We start from the raw sequence: 24353 nt of genomic DNA on the forward strand, positions 1-24353 counted from the left end.
TTTGCAAATGCGTATGCTACACACAATGTTGCGGGTGGGCGATTTAGACCGTTCTATCCAGTTTTATACCGACACCATGGGCATGCGCTTACTCCGTACCAGCGAAAACTCTGAGTACCGTTATACATTAGCATTTGTAGGTTATGCTGATGAATCTGAACAAGCGGTCTTAGAGCTGACTTACAATTGGGATACTCAGCAATACACGCATGGTGATGCCTTTGGTCATATTGCATTTGCGGTCACTGATATTTACTCTTTTTGTGCGCAGTTGACCGCGAAAGGCGCTGATGTATACCGCCCTCCCGGGCCGGTAAAAGGCGGCAAAACAGTGATTGCCTTTGTACGCGATCCCGATGGTTACGCTATCGAATTAATTGAAAAGCAATGAGTTGGCTTGCCAATATTCGAATAATGCCTTTGCTGTTAGTCTGGCTAATGTCACTTGCACTCATAGGCTGCCAATCGCAACCTCAGACCGCTCAACAGCAAGCAAAGCTCTCCACCTCCCCTGTAATTATCGCTCACCGAGGCGCCAGTGGTTATTTACCCGAACACACACTCAACGCGGCACTATTAGCATATCAACAGGGTGCTGACTATATCGAACAAGATCTGGTCATGAGCCGCGATAACCACTTGATCGTTTTGCATGATATTCATATCGACCGCGTAACCAATGTGGCTGCGGTTTTCCCCGACCGCAAGCGGCAAGATGGTAGATACTATGCGATTGATTTTGATCTTGATGAGCTTAAGCAATTAGCCGTCATTGAACGCCGTAAGGCGGATGGCTCGAAGGTTTACCCCACCCGCTACAACGGTGGGGCTACGTTTAAAATAGCAACCTTTGACGAACACATTCAATTGATCCAAGCATTGAATCAAATCTTCAGTAAGCAAGTGGGTGTTTATCCAGAAATAAAGGCACCCGATTGGCATCGCATGCAAGGTAAAGATATCAGTCAGGCAACAGTTGCTGCACTAGACAAATGGCAATTGAATACGCCATCAGCCAAAGTCTACTTACAATGTTTTGATTTCTCAGAAGTAAAGCGGCTTCGTTTAGAGTTGGGCGTTAAAGTGCCGCTAATCCAGTTGATTGGCGCTAATGAGTGGCAGGAATCAGATAGCGATTATGCGTATCTGCAGTCCACAGCGGGACTCACGGAAATCGCTCGTTATGCCGATGGGATTGGCCCTTGGCTACCGCAAATACTTGCGCAACCGGACAGCAGCGGACTAACATTGACACAACGGGCGCATCAGCAGCAATTGCTGGTCCACGCCTATACTTTTCGCAATGATGATTTACCCGCGCAATGGACAAGCCCAACGTTACTAGAGAAGTTATTTAACGAGTTGGAAATCGACGGATTGTTTACCGATCAAACGGATGTAGTTCACAGCCACCTAACGCAATCCAGTTTGCTTGATAACAACTAGGATTTAGCCATCCGAATCACCACGCGACGGTTTTGTGCACGTGACGCTTCAGTGTTATTCGGAGCAATATGACGCTTTTCGCCATGTCCTGTAACATCAATCCGATCTGGTGAGACGCCGGCATTGGCAAAAAAGTCACGGATTTCATTCGCGCGACGAATTGATAACTGTTCGTTATTCCAGCGGCCACCGTAACTGTCGGTGTATCCATCAAGCAGTACCAATTCCAGCTCAGGATCTTCTTTCAAATAATCCGCAATCATGGCCAAACGGCGCTCAGAATACTTGTTTAATTCCACACTATTTTTCTTATAGCTCAGTACGGTATAGGCGATATCCTCAAAGCTATAAGGCAAGAGGTTTGAAACACAGGAAACAAATTGACGATAGGCTGGAATAAAGTTGGCCGCGTTAAGGGCTACTGCAACCTTATCAAAGCGATTGTACCAATCTTGATAATAAATGGTCGGCCAATATCCTTTCTCTAGTTCGCTCAGCATGGTCCAAGCAGTAGACTCGGGTAAATCGCCATCGTACTGAGTACGAATGGTCATTTCAGCTAATGGCTTTTGTTGTTGACCAGGCATCCAGCTGGGTGGCACGGAATAGACTGCGGCAACATCGAAACGTTTCGGCAGCATCAACATATCGAGCTCAAACATCATATTGAGTTGTTTCGATGCTTGGCTAGTAAATACAGCTTGTCCATAACCAGGGATTTCGTGTTGGAGATCACAGGCAATACGTGTTTCGGTGCTCACATGCCAATCTGACTGCTCAACTTCAGCGGCATACTGGCGCATGTTTGCTAATGCATGCGGTGTAGCTGCGATGACTCCCAAGCAGAGGAATGCCAGTGATTTCTTTAACAACATAAAAGCCTCTTTGCCTCAATTGACAATGCAATGATGTTTGGACGCCAGCATAGGCGAGTTTCTACATCCAAACCTGATCATATCTTTTATCGTCTCCCTAGGGCAAAAGTTTAATCCTGTACTGGATAGATAGCGCGTAAATTGTCATACTGCAAGGCAATACGCAGTCATACCGTTTTCACGCAGTTTTAAACGACTATATAAGATAAGCAATACATGTCCTATGCCCTCAATGCAATGGTGAGTCGCTTTCGCGGCTATTTTCCCGTAATCATCGATGTTGAAACTGCCGGATTTAACGCCCATACCGATGCGTTACTTGAAATCGCCGCGGTGACGGTGAAATATGATAGTGATGATATTCTGGTACCCGATCAAAGCTTCCATCGCCACGTCATCCCTTTTGAAGGTGCTAATCTGGAACAGGCTGCATTGGATTTTAATGGTATCGATCCAGACTGTGCATTACGTGGTGCAGTAGCTGAATCAGAGGTCATGAAAGATTTGTGCAAAACAATCCGAAAATTACAAAAGCAGGCAGACTGTCAGCGCTCCGTAATTGTGGCACATAATGCTAGCTTTGATCAGGGCTTTGTAAATGCCGCTATCGAACGGCAAGGGATCAAGCGCACGCCGTTCCATCCGTTTGTCTCCTTCGATACCACCAGCTTAGCGGCGCTTACGCTGGGACAAACGGTTTTGATCAAGGCTTGCCAAGCAGCTGGTATCCGGTTTGATGCAAAACAGGCGCATTCAGCCCTGTATGATGCACAAAAAACGGCTGAGCTGTTTTGCTATATGGTAAATCGGTGGCAAGCTTTGGGCGGGTGGCCCCCGCCGCCAAACGGCTAGACCAATATCCGCATGTCAATAAAAAAAGCCAATCGAACGATTGGCTTTTTTGTCTGTTTCGACGCTCTTATAGGTCGTCAGACTTTTCTGAAAGGTACTTTGCAACACCGGCTGGGCTTGCATCCATACCTGCTTTGCCTTCTTGCCATCCTGCTGGGCATACCTCACCATGTTCTTCATGGAAGCTCAAAGCATCAACCATACGTAGCATTTCATCAATATTGCGACCCAAAGGTAAATCATTAACCACTTGATGACGTACCATACCTTCCGCATCAATTAAGAATGAACCACGGAACGCTACACCGTCTGTCGGATGCTCAACGTCGTAAGCTTGACAGATTTCGTGTTTAACGTCAGCGACCAAAGTATATTTAACAGGTCCGATACCGCCATCATTAATCGCAGTATTACGCCATGCATTGTGGCTAAACTGTGAATCAATTGATACGCCAATAACTTCAACGCCGCGCTTCTGGAATTCAGCATAACGCTTGTCAAATGCGATCAGTTCTGATGGACATACAAAGGTGAAATCCAAAGGGTAAAAGAATACAACGGCTTTTTTGCCCTTGATTGCTTCACTTAACGTAAATTGATCAACAATTTCTCCGCTACCAAGCACTGCAGCAGCAGTAAAATCTGGGGCTGGACGGCCTACAAGTACGCTCATGCGAGTCTCCATTTTTATGTTTATGTCTTGGGAAAGGATTGGTCGAAGGCATCGCACCGCTCAGCAACCAATCAACTTCAGCATATATTGGTGCGCTTTAAATAAATGCAAGTCGCATCAACACTTAAATTTCAAAACAACTATCGCACGCACATTAAGTACAGCAATAGAGCTGCTCAAAAGTCATCCTAATCACTCATCAGCAAATAACGTAAATTGGATTAAACATTTGCCTTGATTTTGATGCAAATAACAATTATTATCATTTGCAGTTAGGTTTAATGGGTTACCGCATGTTTATCTGTCTGTGTTATGGCGTTACTGACCGCGCAATAAAACAAGCCGTGCAAGAGCATGGAGTCGGTAATTTGCGGGAGTTAAACCAAGTGCTTTCGCTTGGCACCGAATGCGGTCGTTGCGTACAAATGGCACAGCAAATTATCGATAGCACAATTATAGACGAAACACTGTTTAAAGAAGTAGGCTAAAACCGCCCACTTGCGTGTCTCAATGTGCTCGCTGAGGCGGACATATCGGTTGCCAGTCACGAACTTCAGGATGAAACACGCCAATTCTGTTATACCACTCTAATAACATGCCTCTGTCTCGCAGATCAGCCAGCCCGGCATTGATAATATTAACCAGCAAATGTACCTCGGCAGACTGACTGGCAAACACAAAATGGCTTGAATCGGGGATCACTAACTTTTTCCCCGGTAACGCATGCAGTGTGATCCCGTACTCCGACCGCGATAAATCGGCACGCGAGCCAAACATTATTGGCAATACATCCGCTCTACCTAACTCGACTATTTTAAACATTTGAGAATAAGTATCGACATGCGTTACGTTAAGTGGTGAGCAATCGAGCTGCCGCCAGTCATAAGTCCAATTTTTATTGGAAACGGCAATCAGTTGCGGTAACAAGGCGTCCCCCACACGCAAATACTCATCCAAGGTTTGCTGCTTAACAAATAACCCTTTATTAAACTCGCCTTTACGCAATAATGGATTCGATAGGATAGTTCCCGGTCGTTCTGATTCTCCCTGCCATATGCCAAATCCACTGGCGTCTACATGGCCATTATCTAAGGCATTAACAATACGCGCGACAACGGGGAATCCTATCAGTCTGAACTTTGCCTCTGGTACTTTCGCTTTAACTAGATTACAGAACAGTAAATACTCAAAAACAACTTGGTTATCATCCAATTTTGCATTGTCTAATTCCGCACAACCGTTTTCATCCAGTAACACATCGTAAAACTGCAGTTGATCTTGAAAAACACCGATGCGAAATACTCTTTCTTGCCCGACCGCGCCTACGCAAAACAGCAGCAGCCCAAGCACGAGTATCGTTACGCGAAAAGAAAACATATTTTATATTCTGCCCTAACTACATTGTTATAGTGCGTGAATCTTGCTTTCAACATAATCCAGATCAGCGCTAGCTGCAAATCCAATGCTCTTAGGTAACCCATGCTGGGTATTAAAAAGCCAGCTTACGCTGGCTTTTTAATACTGCAACATCCGTGAATATGACTTCTCGCTTGCTTACCCTTTTTGTTCGGTTTGTTTTTCTGCTGTCTCTTTGATTAGAGGCTGTAATTCGCCCTGCTGAAACATTTCAAGAATAATGTCACACCCACCAATAAGCTCACCGTCAACCCAAAGTTGCGGAAATGTTGGCCAATCAGCATAGCGCGGCAGCTCAGCGCGAATATCCGGGTTTTGTAATATATCGACATAGGCAAACTGTTCGCCGCAAGACATCAATGCTTGCGATGCCTGTGCAGAAAATCCACAACTGGGCAACTTAGGTGACCCTTTCATGTATAACAGAATTGGGTTTTCTGCGATCTGCTGTTTAATCTTATCTATTGTCGCTTGACTATCGTATGCGTCCATAACGGCCTCTATTTTTTGACATGTAGGCAATATAGGTACTACGCTTGTCACTTTCAAGGCAAATCATTGAGTAAAAATAAGTCCTTGCCCTTTAAAAAAATGACCCCATTTAGCTGATAATCAGTAATATCAATAACGTAAGTAAATTGTCGTCAGGTTTAATCGATTATTATGCCTGATAACGTTTGCAATCTTAATCAAGGAAAATAACGGAGACCATCGCATGGCTTTTGAATTACCTGCTTTACCTTATGAAAAAAACGCGCTTGAACCGCATATCTCAGCGGAAACTTTGGATTTCCACCATGGTAAGCACCATGCTACCTACGTCACTAAACTAAATGGTTTAATTGAAGGTACTGACCTTGAAAATAAAAGCCTTGAAGAGATTGTAAAATCCTCTGAAGGTGGCGTATTCAACAATGCTGCGCAAATTTGGAATCATACCTTCTATTGGAACAGCCTAAGTCCGAATGGCGGTGGTGAACCTACGGGTGCGCTAGCCGACGCCATTAATGCCAAATGGGGCTCATTTGCCGATTTCCAGGCAGCGTTTAACGATAAGGCCGTAAACAATTTCGGCTCTAGCTGGACATGGTTAGTTAAAACTGCTGACGGTAGTCTTGATATCGTCAACACCAGCAATGCTGCTACGCCAATCACAGAAGGAGGTGTCACGCCGCTTATCACTGTTGATTTGTGGGAACACGCTTATTACATCGACTATCGTAATGCACGTCCGAAGTATTTAGAAGGCTTCTGGGCATTAGTTAACTGGGCATTTGCGGCAGAAAACTTCGCCTAGGCCCCACGTTAACAATACAAAAATAGACGGGGTTAAGTGAGTGTCTAAATAACCGACTTGCTAAAATCCCATCCAAGACCAGAGTTTGGCTGATGCGAAACTCTGGTTTTTTTATGCATTACTCAGCGCGTGGACAGACTAATGCCAACCGCTCTCCATTGGGACTAAAAGCCATGCGACTGGCGCCCGCAGGGCAATGATCAGCGAACGACAAGTAAGGCTCCCACCCATCGGCTGTGCGATATTCCCAGCGTATTAACCCGTTTTGTTCTGCATTAACGGTTACCGCCTGACCGGCGGGTGTCCATGCATAATATTGGCTACTGGCTGGCAGCAACGCTAACTGGCGTGTGCTATCCTCTCTGGCATCATACTCCATTAAGTAATGCGTATCGCCAACCCGTTTGGAATAGCTGAATTTAGCTGATTGATGCGGGATCGACCAAAGACTAGCACCAATATCCACATCAATGATTTTGGCTTTATTAGGCGCGGGCAAAACGGTTGCGCGCTGGAGGGTGTGCTTGCCTCCATCCTCTGTCGCCAATACAAAAACCAATACCTCAGAGTCGTTTATCCATACATGGTAACCAATCGGCTCTAGCGTCAATAGCTTGTTCGGATTAGGTTTAGTAAGTGACCACTGGGTTAACCACTGCTTTCCATTTTCATCAACCCATATCCCTGATAATGCGGATTGACCTGACCTCGGGGTTGGCGAATATTCGCTGGTTGCCGATTGCGTGATATTACGTGTGCTACCGAGTGCTAAGTCGTACTCAAATAAATCTGTTTGCCCCGTCTCGTCAGCAGCGGTGAAATAAAGCAGATTTCCATTCTGACTGAAGTAAGGCTGATTATGGTAGAAGGGAGCGTCGGTGATTTGCTGCCACTGTGCTTGGCTCTTAGCCGGTTGTGCTAGGTTGGGTTGGGGTAAGGTTATTAACCAAATATCTGAGCCTGGCGGTTGCTGAGCATGCAGTGAGCCGATACTAAAGAACATCGCCAGAGCCGTTAGGGTTAATCGCATTGCTATCTCCTGTAAACGATTACGCGAGCTTTTCTTTCGCCAATGGAAACAATATGAGCGCTGCAAACATGGCTAATGCTGCCGCAACCGAAAAGCTGACGGCTGCGCCACTACCCTGCTCCCATAAATGCCCCGCCAGCCAGTTGCCTAACGCGCCACCGGCCCCAAAAGCAACGCCAATGTAAATGGCCTGTCCTCGGCTTTGAAAACTTGCGGTAAAATAATGATGAATAAAAGCGACACTGACCGCATGGGTTAGGCCAAAACTAAAGGCGTGTAAGGTTTGCGATAGCACTAAAAGCGTTGTCGAATCAGCGTGAAACCCGAGCATCCACCAACGTAAAGCCGTAAGCAAGAGGCTTGTTATCAATAACCATTTCACCCCAAAGCGCTGGATCAAACGGCTAGCTAGCACAAAGATGATCACCTCGGCTCCAACGCCTAGCGCAATCAGAAAACCAGTAAATTGACCCGAGTGTTCCAGGTCACGCATGTAAAGGGCAAAGAAACCATAATACGGACCAAAACTGACTTGCAACAAGGTTGCTGACAACAAAAACAACAAAAACACCGGGGTTCTAGTCTGTTTCCAACCGTTGTCAGCGATTTTTTGCGAGTGCTGTTCACGCGTTACGTCTTCCAACACTAACGTCGATAAGAATAATAGTGACAAAATACTAATACTTACCCAAATCGGTACCTCAGTACCGAAAATATCGAGCAGATAGCCAGTCAGCATGGTCAGCAAAATAAAACCGATACTGCCCCATAAACGCACGCTACCATAACTCTTCTCGCGTATTTTAGCTTGCTTGAGCGTAATGACTTCTAATTGCGGCAAAACCGCGGTCCAGAACATCATCATTAGGCCAAATGTTAACGTCAACGTCCAAAATGACATGGCCCAGAACACACCGGCGAAGCTGAGTACCGTTAGCAGACAACCGATCCGCAATACCAATAGCGTATGACCAGTGCGATCAGCCAAACTGGCCCAGATACCTGGGCCAAAGATACGAGCGAAGGTAATTAACGCAAACAACTCTCCGATTTGCGCAGAACTGAAGCCTCTACCATCGAGGAACAATCCTAAATACGGAACAATAATCCCTAATTGCGCAAAATACAGAAAATACGTGGTCGATAGACGTTTCAATCATTGACCTTTGTATTTGCTATACGGATCATTCGACGGCGCCGGGAATAGTTGGCGTAACTCGCGTAACGTGAGCATTCTGGGCGGTATGGCGCAATAGGTGATCCATTATGACAATCGCCAACATGGCCTCAGCGATCGGCACTGCACGAATACCCACGCATGGGTCATGTCGACCTTTAGTGACGATATCCGTTGCTTCACCATTGACCGTAATGGTTTCGCCGGGAACCGAGATACTTGACGTAGGCTTTAACGCCATATGTACTATCAAATCTTGCCCGCTGGATATTCCTCCCAATACACCACCACTGTGGTTACTGGTGAAACCTTGTGGAGTCAATGTATCACGGTGTTCACTGCCCTTTTGCTCGATAACGGCAAATCCATCGCCAATTTCCACGCCTTTTACCGCATTGATCCCCATCATGGCATGTGCAATATCCGCATCAAGACGGTCAAATACCGGTTCACCTAACCCAACAGGCATATTAGTGGCTATTACTGACACTTTAGCGCCAATGGAATCACCCGACTTTTTCAAATCACGCATATAAGCATCAAGCGCATCCAATTGCTCAGGATCAGGACAGAAGAATGGGTTATCGTTAATACTTTCTGGCGCCTTTAATGCCAATTCGATAGGACCCAATTGCGACAAGTATCCAGTAATTTCAATCCCATGCACTTGCTTCAAGTATTTTTTCGCAATACCACCAGCAGCAACACGTATTGCGGTTTCGCGTGCTGATGAACGACCACCGCCACGATAATCGCGTAGACCGTATTTTTGCTGATAGGTGTAATCCGCATGACCTGGGCGAAATCGATCGGCAATCTTAGAGTAATCCTGACTGCGCTGATCTTTATTTTTAATCAACAAGCCTATCGATGTGCCGGTGGTCTTACCTTCGAATACGCCAGATAGTATCTGTACTTCGTCATCTTCGCGACGAGCCGTGGTGTAACGTGACGTTCCTGGTTTACGCCGATCGAGATCGCCTTGCAAATCGGATTCATGTAGCTCGAGTCCGGGAGGACAACCATCCACGACGCCGCCGATAGCGATACCGTGACTTTCACCAAAGGTTGTTACGGTAAATAATTTGCCAAAACTATTTCCTGACATGAATTATCCTTGTGTGTAATCGATTAACGCCGTTTTAGAGACTGCAAAAATACCGTCGCCCCCTTGTTCCAAGGCTATCCACTCTACCGTCAAGCCGGGAAAACGTTCTGCAAAATGGACCATTGAATTACCGACTTCAACAAATAACCAGCCACCATCAGTTAAGTAGTTCGCCGCTTGCTGAATAATAGTTTCGACTAGATCCAAGCCATCGTTTCCTGCTGCCAAGGCTAGCTCTGGCTCATGTTGAAATTCTGCGGGTAAATCCGCCATATCCTCGGCGTCAACATAGGGTGGATTAGACACAATTAGATCGTAGCGTTGTTCTGTGAGTGCAGAAAAAACATCGGATTGCATTGCCACAACGCGCGCTTCCAATCCATGTTCTTGAATATTAATATTCGCTACATCAATCGCATCAGCACTGATATCCAATGCATCTATATCAGCATCGGGAAAGGCGTGCGCAAGGGCAATTGCGATACAACCGCCACCGGTACACAAATCTAAAATTGTTTTGGGCTCGTCCACATAGCCGGCAAACGCCTGCTGAATGAGCTCTGCGAAGGGCGAGCGCGGTATAAGCACTCGTTCGTCGACATAAAAGGGATAGCCACAAAACCACGCTTGATTGGTTAAATAGGGCAATGGCAAACGGGTTTGTACACGTTTTAACACTAATTCAGCAATTTTTTGTCGCTCACTATGGGTAAGCTTTGCGTGAAATAATGCATCGCCAGTCAAATCCGTAAGATCCTGCGGTAAATGCAATGCTGACATCACCAATGTCACGGCTTCATCCCACGCGTTATCGGTACCGTGGCCAAAATACAAATCGGCATCATTAAAGCGACTTACACTCCAACGTACGAGATCCAAAATACTGGCCAAATCGTTAATGGCTTGATCAAGATAAATTTTATCAGTCATTGCAAAAGTTAAACCAACGAGTAATGCCTGCTATCATACCGAAAAATATTGAATTTCGGCGTGCTATTTTGAATTTTTTTCAAGGGGGAAACAGAGTTTGGATGACGATGATGACATGCAGTTGTTTCGCCAGTCGATACGTGGCGTCAAACCATTACGGGAGAATGAAAAAGTCGCATTAACCCAACAACAACGACTGCACGCCAAGCAGCAGCGCAGGCACCAGCGTGACAGCGCAGGCGACAAGTCGCAACGCCAAGCCAATGCCTATTTTACCTTTTCCGATGCCTTTCACGGCTATATTCCGCCGGAAGGGCCTACTCGCTATGCCGTAGACCGTGAACACCATGATCAAATCAAGCGCTTACGCCGCGGAGACTATGCACCCGAGATCATCCTCGATTTGCATGGGCTTTCGCGCGAAGAGGCGAAACTGGAAATTGCCGCCCTGCTGTATCACGCCAAACAACAGCATGTGCAATGCGTGTGCATTGTGCATGGGATGGGCTCAGGAATTTTAAAACAACAGGTCCCACATTGGTTGATCCAACATCCAGACATTGTTGCCTTTCACCAAGCCCCACTGGAGTGGGGCGGGAACGGTGCAATTTTAGTTCAGCTCGTACACAGTGATCCGAAGTTGGGGTAACTATTTATTATCGTCGGCACTATTGTGTAAAAACAGATATGTGTAATAGCCACCCATGACGCAAATAATGGCAATTAACAATAATGACATCCACACAACCGGATCTAAGAAAAGTTCTAAAGGCATGGTGCTTTCCTCCTGCACATCAATGATGTCTTTATTGTCACCTACAACGGTAAATAGATACTGATCTTGATCAATGTATCGGGGCTAATGCTGCGCAAAGTTTGCGTTAGATCAAACGTCTGTTTTTAACTGCCTTTTCAACCTTGCCTTGAGCAGCATTGAGGCGAGTTAAAACAGAATTTTCACGTTGAAGGCAATATTGATGCGTGCCTTATCTGAAGGATTCGGTAATACCTCATGGATCAAATAACTTGGAAACATTACCATCAAACCATCTTCGGCTGGCACGGTAAATGACTGCCCAAAAGGCAGGCCATGAGATACTTGCTGATTAACAAAAGCATGACTGTATAGCGCAAGATCGCCAGTTCCCGTTCCTTGCACATAGTATACGCCCGACCAATGCCATTTAGAGTGAGTATGAATAGCATTGGCACTGCCGGGTTGGTTAACGTTCGCCCAGTAATTCATTTCAAAGCGGTCTGCAGTGAAAGACTCTAGCGCTGCACATGGCGCGCCAATATTTAAATAGTGTCGGTGAATAGCTTTAACATTATCAATAATAAAACGCTGCAGAGGTAGCCACCCACTAAAATCACTACTGCCTCGCCAGCAACCCGGATTGGCTAACGGATCAACCGTTGGATTATGCGCCTGATAATCGAGGATTTCTTGCTTCAGCACTGGATTTAATTCAGTATGTCGCGGCACCATGGTACGCCATATATCGGTATGTAAAATACCGCCCCGTGCAAGCATAACCCGATCATTATCGGCATTCACGTACTGCATTCCTGCCGGAAAGGGCGTCGATTGTGTCATTTAGCGATATCTCTCAATGTAAGGCGTTAAAAATTCAGTATAACGTTGCCAGCGCGCAACGGCTTGCGTCGTAATCGGCTGTCGAACTTGCCAAATACTTGGCGTCTCAACGTGATTGGTTGCCTTGCGAATAATTTCTGGTGCCGGTAATGTCACACCAAGGAAGTCTCCGATCAGTGCCGTGCCCGCGGTATAGTCTGCTACCAACTCTTCATACGACACATTGAGAATATCATTGCCAAATAGCGTCTGCCAGTGCGCCATCAAGCGTTGATATTGATCATAAACAAAGAAGATATCATCTAAGTCGTTGGTATAGGCAAAATAACGGGAGAAGTTCTCAAAATAAATAGACACTGCAACATCTAATGGGTTGCGCTGCATATTGATAATTTTGGCACGTGGAAAGAGTAGCTTGATCAAACCTATGTGAAAAAAGTTGGTGGGGACTTTGTTGATAATGCGCTGACCGGAAAAGTTGGCAAACTCCCGAAAGTAGCTTTCATAGGCATTAATTGCGGCCTCCCAATCGATGCTTTCTTGCTGCATCAAAGCTTGAATATAGTGTTCTCCCGCTTCCGAGGCGGCTAATGCGACTTCCACGGCCGGGGTTTCGCCACCGGCATAATAATCGGGTAGCGATGACAATATTTGTTCCACTAAAGTGGTGCCTGAACGCGGCATGCCAACCACAAATACATGCTCGGCCTTAGCGCTCGACCTAGCCAATTGATAACTTTCAAGGCTAAACGCCGCGAGCAGAAAATCAACTTGCTGATGCAATGTTGCTGAACTGAAACGACTCGACTGACGCTTTAACTTATTCGCATGAGTCGCCAGTTGCCATGCCTGTGCATATTGTCCCTGATCATTTTTGGCCTTCGCTTGAGCGAATAAAGTGCGAGCTGCTGCTTCAGCATCGCCCTTAGCAATAGGAACGCTTGCTAAGCGCTCACCTAACTCGACGGAAAGTTGTTGACACTTGGCTAAACCTTTTGCGGCATAACTATTCGCTGGCTGAGCCTGTAAAATTGTTAGATAGTCATCCTTAGCGGCACTGAAATCACCCTGCATCGCCGCGATATTCGCGCGCATTAAACGCGCTTCGCAATTAGATTCTACTTCTGCCGACCGGTCATCTAACCACTGCCTAGCAAGCGCTAAAGCGCGTGCTTGCACGGCAACATTACAACGCACAACTAAAATATCAAGGCTTGCTTTTAGGTCCTCAGGTACATTTTTAGCGATTGCCAATGCAGCAGCATATTGATGGTACTGACACAGTAGACGTAATACATGTACGAATAAACTCTTATCCGGTGTTTGAGGGATCAAGCTAGCCAAACGCTCAATGTATTCAGTCGCCCGTTGCTGCTTACGCCCAAGTAGAATACCCAACATATGGGTTAATACTTCTGCATTCTCAGGCGCCTGCGCTTCCAGTTCAGCTAATTGCTGCCAAGCCGCTGCAATATTCCCGTTACGCAAATATTGACGAACCGTAACTAAGCGCTGCTGAATGATTTGAATTTGCCTATCTACTACCATATTAATCGCCAGAGCCATCCTCGCTGCAAATCTTTTTCGCACCCTTTAAGTTGTGTGGCGTAGCGTAATGAACGCGCTTTAACGATACTTGCGACATTCACCAACCAACGCTTTTTCATATAGGTGCGCCGTTTAAAACCGCCCCACCCTTCGTGATAGTTCAAATACTGCCCATGCGCATCCCACTTAGAAATTCCATTAATCGTATGCGTCTTGCTGATAAACCACCCCATAAAGTCTATGGCATCAGCAAAATCATCGCGATCTGCCCACGAATTACCCGTTTCGCGCACGTAGTCTTCCCAAGTAGGCGTCTTTGCTTGAGAATATCCATACGCGGAACTGACGCGCCCCCAAGGGATCAGCCCAAAAAATACGTAGTCACGCGGCGGTAAAGCATCGGCCTTGAACGAGCTTTCTTGATACATCATTGCCATCGGTACATGGATTGGGACGCCCCATTTATCGCGCACATCAGCAGCCGCGTCATACCAATCGGGTTTCTCTTCGAAGATTGCACACAGATTACTGATGTCAGTGGGGGGAGTCGCGGTACAACCGACAGCCAAAACAAGCACACTCATCAGACCAGCAAAAAAAATCGACTTTCTCAGGAACTTTATGGTCATTTTTTATTCAAATCTAGTGTTCTAGTATTGTGTGTGTTTCCCTGGAACCTTATCTGCCTGGTCACTACCAGGCTTTTTTTTGCCCTGTGGTTAACGCGCAAAATAGGTTTTAAGAAACGTATCAAAATCTTCTTTATCATTGGCTTCAATCATTTGTTGCTGCTGCAAAGACTCACGACTTTGGCGTTCAAAAAACGCCTGATCAAAATGCTGATACGGCTGATGTAAAAACGACGCTTTGTACTGACGTGATAACTCCAACCCCCATTGGCCATTATCCTTATTTTGCTGCTGCAATGTAGCCAGTATTTTCGCTGAAGGGGTTTTACTACTATCGATGACTTTTTCTAATTCTCGTGTTACAGCAGCACTAAAATTCACCGTTTGGTAGGCTTTATCTAATACTTTAGCGACTTCAGCAAAGGTCTCAAATAGTGTCACGGCCCAATCTTTTAATGCGACTTCAGTACTTGCCGCATGCGGAGCTTCCTGGAGTAACCTTAATTCAGGATCCCGCCCTTGGGTAACCACACGTTTAATATTGCGCTCTGTATCGGCATAGGCTTGTGGCGTGAAATCTGGCGACTCAGTCACTAGGCAGCTTAACAAAAAGACATCCAAGAAATAGAACTGCTCCAAACTGATACCGACTGGTTGCATAGGATCAACATCTAACGCTCGCACCTCAACATAAGCAACCCCACGGCTTTCAAGAGCGTCGGTGGGCTTCTCTAATGAACGCGCTACTTGTTTCGGGCGGATGGGCGAATAAAGCTCATTCTCTATTTGCAGGATGTTGCTATTTAACTGCTCATAAACGCCCTGTTCCCCAGCAGCAAAACGCGCGTATTCAGCACTTGGAGTCCGAATGGCTTTGCGCACTGACGCCACATAATCCGATAAATTGTTGTAGCACACATGCAGACCCGATTGTTGACTATTGGTATAGCCGAGATCGCTCATGCGTAAAGATGTCGCATACGGCAAATATAAGGTGCCTTTACCGATTTTTTCAAACTCAAAGTTATGCTTTTTGCCACGCAGGAAAGAACCACACAGCGCAGGAGAAGCTCCATAAAGATAGGGGATCAACCAGCACCAGCGCCGATAATTTCTAATCAAGTCAAAATACTGCTGCGAAACAAAATCTTGACTGTAGACACTCCCTTTAAGCTCGGCATACTGCTGCCAAAAATCATCCGAGAGTGAAAAGTTAAAGTGGATGCCTGATATCGCCTGCATCATCGCGCCATAGCGATTTTTAAGACCTTGCCGATAAACGCTTTTCATTCGCGCAATATTCGACGACCCATACTGTGCGATCGGGATCTGGTCTTCACTATCGACATAGCACGGCATACTCATTGGCCAAAGCGCTTCGTCGTCCAGTTCACCTAAGACAAACTTGTGAATATCGCTTAATTGCGCCAATGTGGTTAGCGGATCTTCCTCTGGCGGAGTTATAAACTCCAATAAAGCCTCAGAAAAATCCGTAGTGATACTGTCGTGGGTTAACGCTGAACCTAATACCTGTGGATGAGCTTGTTGCGACAATTGTCCTTGTGGAGTGATCCTCAACGCTTCGCGCTCTACCCCATGTTTAATCCCGGTTAACGCGGCACGAAATTCTGCAGTATCAAGGCCTGTGAGAATGTTTTCTAGATTCAATGAAACAGTCGGCAAAGGATCACTCACTTATTGTTGAAAATAGTTACCTGACAAGTATATCGCGTTTTATCCGCAAAACTTGCCTTACTTAGATTTTGTTACACTAACCTAGATCAATCAGCCACCGTATAGTCAATGACAGTGCGCCCTAGAGTTTCGAGTTGCGGCTTTAATGTTTGTGCATCGCCGACCACAAAAATATGCATCTCATTAACATCCATGTATTGCTGCGCCCACTGCTGTAGCTGCGTGGTCGTTAATGCTTGAATGATACTTAGCTGTTGCTCAGTAAAGTCTGGCGATAATTCATAGACTAGCAAGTGGCGTAAAAAGCGAGCCTTATTTGCAGGCGTTTCGTAATCCAATGCATCGCCTTGGGTAAAGGCTTTTTGCAGCAATGCCAGTTCAGCGTCAGTCGGCCCTTGCTGCTGATACGCGCTCACTTCACGCAGCATCTCTTGAATGCTTGCAAGCGTAGCACTCGCATTGAAATCGCCACCGATGGAAAACGTACCTAAGGTTTTACCGCCACTGAAATAACTCCCTGCGCCATAGGTGAATCCTTTGTCTTCACGCAAATTAAGGTTGATGCGACTATTAAAATGCCCGCCTAACGGAAAGTTTGCCAGTCGCGCTTGGAAATAGTCACCAGTAGCATCGTAAGGCATAGAGCGTTTGGCAATACTGATCACCGACTGCACTGCATTAGGTTTATCAACTAAATAAATATTGCCCGCCGCGTACTCCGGAAAGGGATTATAATCTGGTATTTCATAGGGTTTAGCAGACCACTCTTGTAACGGTGTCAAAGCGGCCAAAGCTCGGTCTTGTGTCACGTCTCCCACCACCACAATATTGGCTTGTGCTGGATTATAATAGGTTTGGTAAAACGCTTTGATATCATCCAAAGTAATCGCCTCTACCGTAGTGACGGTGCCACTATCAGGCAAGCTAATTCGATTGTCGTTGCCGTAGAGAATGGCATCTTGCACACGCCGAGCCAGCGTATTGGGGTTTTTCATTTGCTGTTGCATAGCTTGCAAGGTGCGTTGTTTTAGCTGTGCAAAATCTGCCGCGTTAAACCCTGGCGTGAAGAGTTTCTCAAATAGTATTGTCAGGGTTGCTGCAAGGTTTTTAGTCAGACTACTGACATACACCGTAGTGAAACGTCCCGATGCTGAAAACTGGATATCACTGCCTAATTTAGCCAACTCATTGGCCAACTCGATACCCGAACGTGACGCAGTGGATTCATTCATCATTTGCGCAGTGAGTGACGCTAGCCCTGCTTTCTCGATAGGATCTAAAAGCGGCCCCCCCTCGAGATTGATGGTAAGACTAACCGTCGGCGTCTCGTCAGTATTTACTCCCAATACCGGTATTTGTGCCGCTATTTCAGCTTGCCAAAAATCGGGTACAGCAACCAATGGTGCAGGTGCTGTTGGCGGTATCTGACTGCGATCAAAGGTGTCAGTAATCGACTTAGGAGTAACAGCTGCATGCGCTTGTTGCGGCGGAATGTCACGCGGCGGAATAGTGTACTCGGGCAGATTAACGGCTGCTTGAGTTTGCCCTTCTGGCACAATGCTCATTACAACTGCCGGGTTATTCTTAATGTATTGGTTAAAAACCCGCATAACATCATCAGCTGTCACAGCATTATAGCGATCAATATCAGCTTGCACGAGGTCAGGTTGTTGTGCGTACAACTCACCATTTGCCAATGAACTGACCTTTCTGGCAACACTTTGCAAACCAAAAACCGTGCCTGCTTCGATACTCATTTTAACGCGCGTTAAATCGTCGGGCTCAACCCCACGCCGTTCAAAATCGGCCAAGGCTTGTTGAAACGCCGTATGCAGTGTGTCCAAATCTTGGGTCACCGCTGGATTCGCCAGTGCTAGCATCTGAAACTCACACGCAAGTTCTCGACAGGGATGCATGACTGCAGCCTGCACGGTTTTACCCGTGAGCACTAAGTCCTGATAAAAAATTGACGTCTTCCCACCGCCTAAAATGTCTGCTAATACATCCAAGGGGGCTTCATCGGGGTGGCGCGCGTACACCGTTGGGAACGTCATTTGGATTAAAGGTAAATGCACACTGTCTTTCAGAACTACATGTCTGGTTTCTGCAAGAGTTACCGGTGTTTTGGGAAGCTTGGCAACCGTGGGGCCTGCAGGGATCGGCGCAAAATACTGTTCAATCCATGCTTTGGTTTGTGCAATATCAATATCGCCGCCAATCGTTAGAATCGCATTATTGGGCCCGTACCAGCGTTGAAAAAACGCCTTCAGGTCGTCTACGTTGACACGTTCTAAGTCTTCAATATAGCCAATAACTGGCCAAGAGTATGGATGCCCTTCTGGATACAGAGCTTCACTTACACGTTCAGTGCGTAACCCATACGGCTGATTGTCAACCCGTTGCGCGCGCTCATTTTTGACTGTCTCGCGCTGATTCTCGAATTTCTTTTGCGTAACAGCGTCGAGTAGGAATCCCATACGGTCTGCTTCCAACCATAGAACCTTCTCTAAATGATTGCGTGGCACGGTTTGATAATAGTTAGTTCGATCGGAATTGGTTGTACCATTCATATCACCGCCTGCTTCAGTGATCATTGCAAAATGCTGTTCATCTGCGACGTGCTTTGAGCCCTGAAACATCATGTGTTCAAAAAAATGCGCAAAGCCAGACTGGCCCACTTGTTCGCGCGCTGAACCAACATGATAGGTAACATCGACATGCACCAACGGATCTGAATGATCTGCATGCAGAATTACCGTTAATCCGTTGGCTAACTGATACTTTTCATGGTTAATTGAAATTTGCTTCTGCGCGGTCGTTTCTGGTTTATACGACGACGAACAACTAGCAACGATTAGACACACCGTTGCCAAAAACCATCCATATTTATTCATTTGCTACCAATCTTTATTCTTCAACTCATTCCAAGGCTACACCTGCCCAGAATATTCAAGTACACTCAAACGATAGGTTTTTTCAGAGGCTCACCATGATTGCAGATTTACCGTTTATCAATAAAGAGTTCGGCTTAAAACAACTCAGTGGCAATGAATCTCTGTACAAAAAATTATTAATGCGTTTTTTGCAGGAGTATCGTGAAAGTGCTGAGACGGTAGCGGAATTTCAAACGCAAGACAACCAAGAAGCGATGCAATTACTCGTGCACACGATCAAAGGTGTCAGTGGCAACTTGGGATTAGACTATTTGCACGCGGCGGCCAAAAGCACTGATGATAATATCAAAATCCAAGGCGCGGGAGCGGAACTTGGCAACCTGCAATCTGCCCTCAACCAAACATTAGCCCAGATTGACGAATACTGCGATAGTGATGCGGCGAGCGATGGTACGGACAATCAAGCACTTAACGAGTTACGGCAGGCCTTGAGTGCTCATCGCTTTATTAGCCCTGATCAGCTTGACGACTGGCTAACTGCAGCGCAGGTTCCAGCAAGCAAACATCCAGCAATCCACGCTGCCATTGCCGACTTAGACTATGCCACTGCGCAAGCGCTAATTGGTAACTGATGCAGCAGGCAAGTCTTACACCGCAGATAACCATTGTTTACCAGAATGATTCCTTTGCCGTGATCAACAAACCGGCGGGAATTTGTATGCATTACGCCGATGGTGAGAACAATTTGCAACAACATTTAACTCATGCGGGAATAGGATCCTTTTACTTAGTGCATCGCCTTGATACTGATACCTCAGGATTAATGCTGATAGGTAAAGACAAAGTCGCAACGGCTGAATTAAATAAACTGTTCAGTGAACGCAGTGTGCAAAAGTATTACCTTGCGATCAGTGATAAGAAACCACGCAAAAAACAAGGCCATATATTAGGCGATATGCAAAAAGTCAGACGGGGTAACTACAAGTTGACAAATAGATGGGAGAATCCCGCCTACACCCAATTTTTTAGTTATCACTGTGTTTTATCAGAAGGCACAGGTAGGCTCTTCGTATTAAAACCGTATACAGGTAAGACCCATCAGTTAAGAGTTTCATTGGCAGCTCTTGGTTCTCCCATTTTAGGCGACCCTCGTTACGCTAAAAGCACTTCCGATCGGATGTATTTGCACGCCGCCCAAATCACCTTTGAATGGCGCAATCAGACCTATAGCTTCTGCGATTTATCCCCTTCAGGAGTTCACTTTCAAACGCCCGATTACCATCGTTGGAGAGCCGAAATCGGCCCCTTGAATGAATTAAACTGGCCGCGTGCACAATTAGCCCAATGAATACCGCAATGGCATTTCGACAAATCGATATTATTGGCAATGGTGCCATTGGTAATGTACTCGCTTATCACCTGCAAACAGTTGACCACATTGGGCACTTGGCGCGTCATGTGCGCACTGCAGCGGCTAGTCGGTTTATCACTCTTTACGGCGTTGAACATAGTCTGCACACGAAACTCAACGTGTGGGCCAGTGCAGGTTCGCCGCACCTGGTGATCGTCCCGGTAAAAAGCTATCAGGTGTTAGCAGCGCTAAAGCAATTTAAGCAACACTTTAGCGCCGATACGAGCTTACTCTTGCTGCACAATGGCATGCTCGATCCGGCGCTGTTGCGCGAATATGAAGATCAACATCGCGTGTTTCTAGCAACGACGAGCATCGGGGCAATCAAAACGACACCCACCACATGTCAACAAACGGGCAGCGGCTTAACCCTAATCGGAAGTCGTCAACAGGTTCCAAAGGCGCAACAACAGGCGATTGTACAATTACTCAGCACTGGATTTGGCACAGTAAAATGGACCAATGATATTCAGCAGACCTTGTGGGACAAATTAACGGTCAATGCCATTATCAACCCGTTAACGGCTCTGCATAACCTTCCCAATGGCGCCTTGCTTAAACCCGAGTGGCACGAGGCGATTGCTCAATTAGCCGATGAAATAGATAAGATTATGGGTGCTGAGGGACTAAAAACGACCTGCGCAACCATTATCGAACGCGTCAACACCATAGCCATGCTTACGCAACGGAATTATTCTTCGATGCACCAAGATGTCCTGCATGGGCGAGAAACTGAAATAGAGGAAATTAATGGGTATCTTGTACGGCGTGCACGAGCACTCGGTTTGGCGTGCCCTTGCAATGCACAATTGTTAGCACAAGTCCGGGCACTAAAAAAACCAGCATAGCCGTTTGTTGGATGCAAACGGCTATCCTATCAGAGCTCTGGTTTCATATGCGGGAATAAAATGACATCTTTAATCGTTGGGCTGTCTGTTAACAGCATGACTAAACGATCAATACCGATACCCTCACCCGCAGTTGGTGGCAATCCATGCTCAAGAGCACGAATGTAATCCGCGTCAAAGTGCATGGCTTCGTCGTCGCCAGCATCTTTTTCTGACACTTGCTTAAGGAAACGCTCGGCCTGATCTTCAGGGTCGTTCAACTCTGAGAAACCGTTAGCAATCTCACGTCCACCGACAAAAAACTCGAATCGATCGGTGATGAACGGATTTTTATCGTTACGGCGCGCCAGCGGTGAAACTTCCCAAGGATACGCGGTGATAAATGTAGGTTGATCGAGCTTTTCTTCCGCTGTCGCTTCAAAAATCTCACACAAATATTTACCCGCACCCCAAATCCCCTCAACTTCTGGCTCTTTAATATGCAGTTGCTTAGCAATGCGCTGCAAAGCTTCTAGGTTTGATTCCGGATCCTGAATAGCGTCTTTATCCCCTGCCGAGATAGGACCGAGTTGTTGCTCAGGCCAATAGCGTAAAATCGCATCGTTCATGGTTAAGCGCACAAATGGCTGAGAAAAATCATAATCAGTCGAGGCAACAATGTTGCCTTCACTGTCTTTTTGCGTGCTTGTGACCTTATGAGTGCCAAGGACTTTTTGGGTAACCGAACGCAACATTTCCTCGGTCAGGTCCATCAAATCATGGTAATCCGCATACGCTTGATAGAATTCAAGCATTGTGAATTCCGGGTTATGCCGCGTCGATAAACCTTCATTACGAAAATTACGATTAATCTCAAATACGCGCTCAAAACCACCGACGACTAAACGCTTCAGGTACAACTCAGGTGCAATACGCAAGTACATATCGATGTCCATCGCATTATGATGAGTGATAAACGGCTTTGCTGTTGCACCGCCTGGGATCACTTGTAGCATGGGAGTCTCAACCTCGAGGAAATCGCGCTCAGCTAAAAACTGACGGATCGCTGATACAACCTGACTGCGCACTTTAAAGGTCTTACGGGTTTGTTCAGAAGTAATTAAGTCTACATAGCGCTGCCGATACTTGGTTTCTTGATCTGCAAGTCCATGAAACTTTTCAGGTAACGGGCGCAACGCTTTTGTCAACAACTCAAAGCTTTGCATATCAACATATAAGTCTCCTTTACCCGACTTATGTAAAGGCCCACTAACGCCAATAATATCGCCAATATCAAGGCTACCGTAACGCTCCTTAATAACTTTTTGCGTATCCTTACTAGCATACGACTGGATCCGCCCCGTCATATCTTGCAATAGTAGAAACGGGCCACGCTTCGCCATGATCCGGCCAGCAATACTTACGGGAATGTTTTGTTCTGCTAACGCTTCTTTTGTTTGCTCACCAAAGGTATCCTGCAATTGCTGGGCATAATGCTCTCGCCGAAAGGTATTAGGAAAGCCATTGGCGGCGCAATTTTGACGAATACTATCGAGTTTCGCCCGACGCTCTGCAATTAGTTTGTTTTCTTCGAGTGTCGCCTGTGACACAGTGGTATTTGATTCAGTCATTGCAGGTCCTGTTTAGAGTCCAGATTTTAAGCTTGCTTGCAGAAAGCGATCGAGATCGCCATCGAGCACGGCTTGTGTATTTCGGGTTTCTACGCCGGTGCGCAGATCTTTAATTCGAGAGTCGTCGAGCACATAGGAGCGAATTTGACTGCCCCAGCCGATATCCGATTTATTGTCTTCCATCGCTTGCTTTTCAGCGTTTTGCTTCTGTAACTCGAATTCGTATAGCTTGGCTTTTAGCTGTTTAAACGCTTGGTCTTTGTTTTTGTGCTGTGAGCGGTCATTTTGACACTGCACAACAATATTGGTCGGAATGTGCGTAATCCGCACGGCAGAGTCCGTCCGGTTAACGTGTTGTCCACCCGCACCTGAAGCGCGGTAAGTGTCGATGCGAAGGTCCGCAGGATTGATATCGATCTCAATATCATCATTAATTTCGGGGTACACGAATGCCGAAGCAAAGGAGGTGTGCCGACGATTACCCGAATCAAACGGTGATTTACGCACTAACCGGTGTACGCCAGTTTCTGTACGCAACCAACCAAACGCGTATTCACCGCCAAAACGGATGGTGGCACTCTTGATACCAGCCACATCCCCGTCAGATACTTCAATCAATTCCGTTTTGAAACCATGCTCTTCCCCCCAACGCAAGTACATGCGCAGCAGCATATTTGCCCAGTCTTGCGCTTCCGTGCCGCCTGAGCCAGACTGTATATCTAAGTAACAATCACACTCATCGTGCGGGCCTGCAAACATACGGCGAAACTCTAATACTTCGAGTTTGTTAGTTAGCGCGGAAAGCTCTTGCTGAGCCTCGTCAAAGGTTTCTTGATCTTCTGCTTCTACCGCCAGTTCGACCAAACCCAGAACATCTTCACTGCCTAGCTCCAGTTCGCGAATCGTTTCTACTACTTGCTCTAGAGCGACCTTCTCCTTGCCCAATGCTTGAGCTCGGTCTGGCTCATTCCACACATCGGGACTTTCCAATTCACGATTAACTTCTTCGAGACGCTCTACTTTAAGATCGTAGTCAAAGATACCCCCTAAGCAACTGCGTACGGGATTGGATATCTTCAATAGCGGTATGGACAGGATTCACTTCAAACATGCTGAACTTCGGATTACTAAAATGATTGCGGATACTACCGAATTTAGCGCTGAGTTTACAGCTTGATTTGCTATAGATTAGATGAATTGAGTGAGGCAGAACGTGTCAATACAAACGGAAACTTTATCGGATAATTCCTATCCCCCAGTGTCAAACTAATCGTTGTCTTAACACAGGCGTTTCTATGGTTACTGTTAACTTGCCGT

Annotated in this window: 25 protein-coding genes; 9 read left to right on the forward strand and 16 right to left on the reverse strand. The window is 46.3% G+C overall.

Annotated features, from left to right (window positions below; all coding sequences use genetic code 11):
* The first annotated feature begins 7 nt into the window (after positions 1–7).
* The gene (gene gloA / locus AC121Z_RS11285) at positions 8–391 is read left to right on the forward strand and encodes a lactoylglutathione lyase (protein WP_498124120.1); all 384 of its coding nucleotides are present in this window, start codon (positions 8–10) and stop codon (positions 389–391) included.
* Positions 388–1446, forward strand: a complete 1059-nt coding sequence (glpQ, locus tag AC121Z_RS11290; protein WP_498124121.1) for a glycerophosphodiester phosphodiesterase — start codon at positions 388–390, stop codon at positions 1444–1446. The genes gloA and glpQ overlap by 4 nt, the downstream gene beginning before the upstream one ends.
* Here the strand turns inward: glpQ and AC121Z_RS11295 are convergent.
* The gene (locus AC121Z_RS11295; protein ID WP_498128224.1) at positions 1443–2249 is read right to left on the reverse strand and encodes a flagellar protein MotY; all 807 of its coding nucleotides are present in this window, start codon (positions 2247–2249) and stop codon (positions 1443–1445) included. The genes glpQ and AC121Z_RS11295 overlap by 4 nt on opposite strands.
* Before the next feature lie 288 nt (positions 2250–2537).
* Between AC121Z_RS11295 and rnt the strand changes: the two genes are divergently transcribed.
* Positions 2538–3173: a ribonuclease T gene (gene rnt / locus AC121Z_RS11300; protein ID WP_498124122.1), complete on the forward strand. Its 636-nt coding sequence runs from the start codon at positions 2538–2540 to the stop codon at positions 3171–3173.
* Positions 3174–3240: 67 nt separating this feature from the next.
* On the opposite strand, the gene AC121Z_RS11305 is transcribed toward rnt, so the two are convergent.
* On the reverse strand, positions 3241–3846 hold the full coding sequence (locus AC121Z_RS11305) for a peroxiredoxin (RefSeq protein WP_498124123.1): 606 nt from the start codon (positions 3844–3846) through the stop codon (positions 3241–3243).
* Between the two features lie 293 nt (positions 3847–4139).
* Between AC121Z_RS11305 and AC121Z_RS11310 the strand changes: the two genes are divergently transcribed.
* Complete coding sequence (locus AC121Z_RS11310; RefSeq protein WP_498124125.1) at positions 4140–4334, forward strand: (2Fe-2S)-binding protein; 195 nt, start codon at positions 4140–4142, stop codon at positions 4332–4334.
* Between the two features lie 19 nt (positions 4335–4353).
* Here the strand turns inward: AC121Z_RS11310 and AC121Z_RS11315 are convergent, their stop codons facing one another.
* Positions 4354–5223, reverse strand: a complete 870-nt coding sequence (locus AC121Z_RS11315) for a transporter substrate-binding domain-containing protein (protein WP_498124126.1) — start codon at positions 5221–5223, stop codon at positions 4354–4356.
* A gap of 177 nt (positions 5224–5400) precedes the next feature.
* Entirely contained in the window at positions 5401–5754 is a 354-nt protein-coding gene (locus AC121Z_RS11320; RefSeq protein ID WP_498124127.1) for a Grx4 family monothiol glutaredoxin, read from the reverse strand.
* A 223-nt stretch (positions 5755–5977) separates the two neighbouring features.
* Here AC121Z_RS11320 and AC121Z_RS11325 point away from each other — a divergent pair, with 223 nt between their 5' ends.
* Positions 5978–6559: a Fe-Mn family superoxide dismutase gene (locus AC121Z_RS11325; RefSeq protein WP_498124128.1), complete on the forward strand. Its 582-nt coding sequence runs from the start codon at positions 5978–5980 to the stop codon at positions 6557–6559.
* A 118-nt stretch (positions 6560–6677) separates the two neighbouring features.
* Here AC121Z_RS11325 and AC121Z_RS11330 read toward each other — a convergent pair whose 3' ends face one another.
* Genes AC121Z_RS11330 through prmB form a run of 4 tightly spaced genes read right to left on the reverse strand, consistent with a single transcriptional unit; the run spans position 6678 to position 10804 of the window.
* Entirely contained in the window at positions 6678–7589 is a 912-nt protein-coding gene (locus AC121Z_RS11330; RefSeq protein ID WP_498124129.1) for a TolB family protein, read from the reverse strand.
* Between the two features lie 19 nt (positions 7590–7608).
* On the reverse strand, positions 7609–8745 hold the full coding sequence (locus AC121Z_RS11335) for an MFS transporter (RefSeq protein ID WP_498124130.1): 1137 nt from the start codon (positions 8743–8745) through the stop codon (positions 7609–7611).
* Positions 8746–8773: 28 nt separating this feature from the next.
* On the reverse strand, positions 8774–9874 hold the full coding sequence (gene aroC / locus AC121Z_RS11340) for a chorismate synthase (protein ID WP_498124131.1): 1101 nt from the start codon (positions 9872–9874) through the stop codon (positions 8774–8776).
* 3 nt (positions 9875–9877) lie between these two features.
* Positions 9878–10804: a 50S ribosomal protein L3 N(5)-glutamine methyltransferase gene (gene prmB, locus AC121Z_RS11345; RefSeq protein ID WP_498124132.1), complete on the reverse strand. Its 927-nt coding sequence runs from the start codon at positions 10802–10804 to the stop codon at positions 9878–9880.
* A 97-nt stretch (positions 10805–10901) separates the two neighbouring features.
* Here prmB and smrB point away from each other — a divergent pair, with 97 nt between their 5' ends.
* Positions 10902–11453: an endonuclease SmrB gene (smrB, locus tag AC121Z_RS11350; RefSeq protein ID WP_498124133.1), complete on the forward strand. Its 552-nt coding sequence runs from the start codon at positions 10902–10904 to the stop codon at positions 11451–11453.
* On the opposite strand, the gene AC121Z_RS11355 is transcribed toward smrB, so the two are convergent.
* The 6 genes from AC121Z_RS11355 to AC121Z_RS11380 all read right to left on the reverse strand — a co-directional run bounded on the left by AC121Z_RS11355 (position 11454) and on the right by AC121Z_RS11380 (position 19167).
* Positions 11454–11579, reverse strand: coding sequence for a DUF3149 domain-containing protein (locus AC121Z_RS11355; protein ID WP_498124134.1), 126 nt, complete (start codon positions 11577–11579; stop codon positions 11454–11456).
* A 168-nt stretch (positions 11580–11747) separates the two neighbouring features.
* Positions 11748–12401, reverse strand: a complete 654-nt coding sequence (locus tag AC121Z_RS11360; RefSeq protein ID WP_498124135.1) for a putative 2OG-Fe(II) oxygenase — start codon at positions 12399–12401, stop codon at positions 11748–11750.
* Positions 12402–13949 carry a tetratricopeptide repeat-containing sulfotransferase family protein gene (locus AC121Z_RS11365; protein ID WP_498124136.1) on the reverse strand — a complete coding sequence of 516 codons (1548 nt, stop codon included), beginning with the start codon at positions 13947–13949 and terminating at the stop codon, positions 12402–12404.
* Entirely contained in the window at positions 13943–14533 is a 591-nt protein-coding gene (locus tag AC121Z_RS11370) for a transglycosylase SLT domain-containing protein (RefSeq protein ID WP_498124137.1), read from the reverse strand. Before AC121Z_RS11370 ends, AC121Z_RS11365 begins: the two co-directional genes overlap by 7 nt.
* Positions 14534–14668: 135 nt before the next feature.
* Positions 14669–16261, reverse strand: a complete 1593-nt coding sequence (gshA, locus tag AC121Z_RS11375) for a glutamate--cysteine ligase (protein ID WP_498124138.1) — start codon at positions 16259–16261, stop codon at positions 14669–14671.
* 98 nt (positions 16262–16359) lie between these two features.
* A complete protein-coding gene (locus AC121Z_RS11380) occupies positions 16360–19167 on the reverse strand; it encodes a M16 family metallopeptidase (RefSeq protein WP_498124139.1) in 2808 nt (935 codons plus the stop codon).
* A 95-nt stretch (positions 19168–19262) separates the two neighbouring features.
* Between AC121Z_RS11380 and AC121Z_RS11385 the strand changes: the two genes are divergently transcribed.
* Genes AC121Z_RS11385 through AC121Z_RS11395 form a run of 3 tightly spaced genes read left to right on the forward strand, consistent with a single transcriptional unit; the run spans position 19263 to position 21426 of the window.
* Positions 19263–19799 carry an Hpt domain-containing protein gene (locus AC121Z_RS11385; protein ID WP_498124140.1) on the forward strand — a complete coding sequence of 179 codons (537 nt, stop codon included), beginning with the start codon at positions 19263–19265 and terminating at the stop codon, positions 19797–19799.
* The gene (locus AC121Z_RS11390; protein ID WP_498124141.1) at positions 19799–20515 is read left to right on the forward strand and encodes a TIGR01621 family pseudouridine synthase; all 717 of its coding nucleotides are present in this window, start codon (positions 19799–19801) and stop codon (positions 20513–20515) included. The genes AC121Z_RS11385 and AC121Z_RS11390 overlap by 1 nt, the downstream gene beginning before the upstream one ends.
* Before the next feature lie 8 nt (positions 20516–20523).
* On the forward strand, positions 20524–21426 hold the full coding sequence (locus AC121Z_RS11395; protein WP_498124142.1) for a ketopantoate reductase family protein: 903 nt from the start codon (positions 20524–20526) through the stop codon (positions 21424–21426).
* A gap of 29 nt (positions 21427–21455) precedes the next feature.
* Here the strand turns inward: AC121Z_RS11395 and lysS are convergent, their stop codons facing one another.
* Positions 21456–23036 (reverse strand): lysine--tRNA ligase, encoded by a 1581-nt coding sequence (gene lysS / locus AC121Z_RS11400; RefSeq protein ID WP_498124143.1) that lies wholly within the window; start codon positions 23034–23036, stop codon positions 21456–21458.
* Positions 23037–23048: 12 nt separating this feature from the next.
* Positions 23049–24147, reverse strand: a protein-coding gene (prfB, locus tag AC121Z_RS11405) for a peptide chain release factor 2 (protein ID WP_498124144.1) whose coding sequence is annotated in 2 segments (ribosomal slippage) — positions 23049–24071 and positions 24073–24147 — 1098 coding nt in all. Because the reading frame shifts where the segments join, the coding sequence is not laid out codon by codon here.
* Positions 24148–24353 lie beyond the last annotated feature (206 nt).

Source organism: Alteromonas sp. DYW1 (genome assembly GCF_059752595.1).